Annotated in this window: 1 protein-coding gene; it reads right to left on the bottom strand. The window is 64.6% G+C overall.

Going from position 1 to position 1,717, the window contains the following annotated elements:
- Positions 1 to 115: 115 nt before the first annotated feature.
- Positions 116 to 1,198 carry an IS110 family RNA-guided transposase gene (locus ORI27_RS32775; RefSeq protein ID WP_458367954.1) on the bottom strand — a complete coding sequence of 361 codons (1,083 nt, stop codon included), beginning with the start codon at positions 1,196 to 1,198 and terminating at the stop codon, positions 116 to 118.
- Positions 1,199 to 1,717: the final 519 nt, after the last annotated feature.

The following is a 1,717-nucleotide window of genomic DNA, read 5'->3' as shown; positions in this document are numbered from 1 at the left end:
CTAGAGATCGAGCGTAATCGTCTGCGCTGCAGAATAATTGCTCATAGGGCGTTCGCGGGTCACTCCCAGGCGCTGCCACCAACTCGGATTCATTCGGACAGTTATGGGGGTGTGCTCAGGTATCGAGCACGGCCAGCGACCAGCACCAGCCGGCCAGCTCCCGGGCGATTGCGGTGTTGGCCACCACGGGACGTTTCTTGCGGGCGTCGAAGGCTTCCCAGCGGTGGTGCAGGCGCCGGTTGGCCTGCTGGCCTCGGGCTCGTGCGGCCGGGCTGGCAGCGTCCCAGCGGCGCCGCAGATCCACTCCAGGCCGATAGGGCTGGCGGTGATGCCAGGCCGCCTCGATCAGCAACCGGCGGGCATGGCCGTTGCCGGTCTTGGTGATCGATCCCTGCGAACGGGAATCCCCTGAGGAGTACTCGGTGGGCACCAAGCCGAGGTAGGCCCCGATCGAGCGGCCGGTCAGTCGGTGCCAGTCACCGATCTCGACCGCCAGCCCGAACGCGGTCAACGTCGACACCCCACGCAGACAGCCCAGGCGGGTCACCACCGGGGTAAACGGACTGTCTGCGGCCATCCCTGCGATCGCCTCATCGAGGCGGTCGCGGCGATCAACGGTGGCCAGCATGGTGTCCAATGCGGTGTCGTAGGCCAGCTGCAACGCAACTGTATCAAAGCGCTGCCCGGCCAGCCACGCCTGGTGTTTGCCGGTCCACGTTCGCCCACCGCAATAGATGATTCCTTGCCGCAGAAGCAGTTTCGATACCCGGTGGCGGGCACTCATCAAATCCCCGCGGCAGTCCTCACGGGCTCGTACCAGATCCCGGGCCGCTTCCTGCTCGGCGCTGGGAATCACGACCTCAACGATCTGACCCAGATGCAGCAACCGAGCCAGATGCGCGGCATCACGGGCATCAGTCTTGACCCGATCCCCCGAAGGGCGCTGCAGCTTCGACGGCGCTGCCACCAGACACATCATCCCCGCAGCGATCAGGAACCGGGCCAACCCAAACCCTGTCGGGCCGGCCTCATAGGTCACTGCGACTCGGCCCGGCAGCGACCGCAACCACTCCAGGACCTCCCGATAATCCGGGGTCAACCGCCGTTCGAACACCTCCCCGGTGTCCCCATCCAATGCGCACGCCACGATTGATCGTGCGTGCACATCCAACCCAACACTCGTACCATGACGTTTCACTGGGGCCTCCTACATCTGTGGCTCTACCGGCCAGGACCAGATTCCTGTCGGCAACCCACGTTCACATGCAGTGAGGCCCCAGCCTCCTCATACCAACTTGTTCAATAACGGTCAGGGGAACGGGGTCTGCAGCCCCGATCTCCGAGGTGCCGGTTCGGGATCGCTCGCTCTCATACCTGCCGCCCCGCGGGGTTGGCTCTTAGACGGCTTGCGTCCCGGATCGGCACCGTTGGCCGGGAGTGGCTAAAGAGAGCCTGCAATGCCGAAAGTTGGTGTGCCCTCCCCGCATTCACACCGTTGTCGAACGCAAGGAGGAACACCCGCCCGTGGTGCCATCATCATCACCAACCGATTGTGTCGTCATCGCTGTCGACCCGCACAAGGCATCCTGGACTGCCGCCGCGGTTGGCACCGCCCTTCAACCCCTTGGGGTACTTCGGGTGGAAGTCAGCGCTGACGGTTATCGCCGGCTGCGCCGGTTCGCCCAACAGTGGACTGACCCGGTGTGGGCTATCGAAG

The organism is Mycobacterium pinniadriaticum, from assembly GCF_026242045.1.
In the GTDB taxonomy this organism is placed as follows: domain Bacteria; phylum Actinomycetota; class Actinomycetes; order Mycobacteriales; family Mycobacteriaceae; genus Mycobacterium; species Mycobacterium pinniadriaticum.
This window is presented reverse-complemented; position numbering and strand designations above follow the sequence as displayed.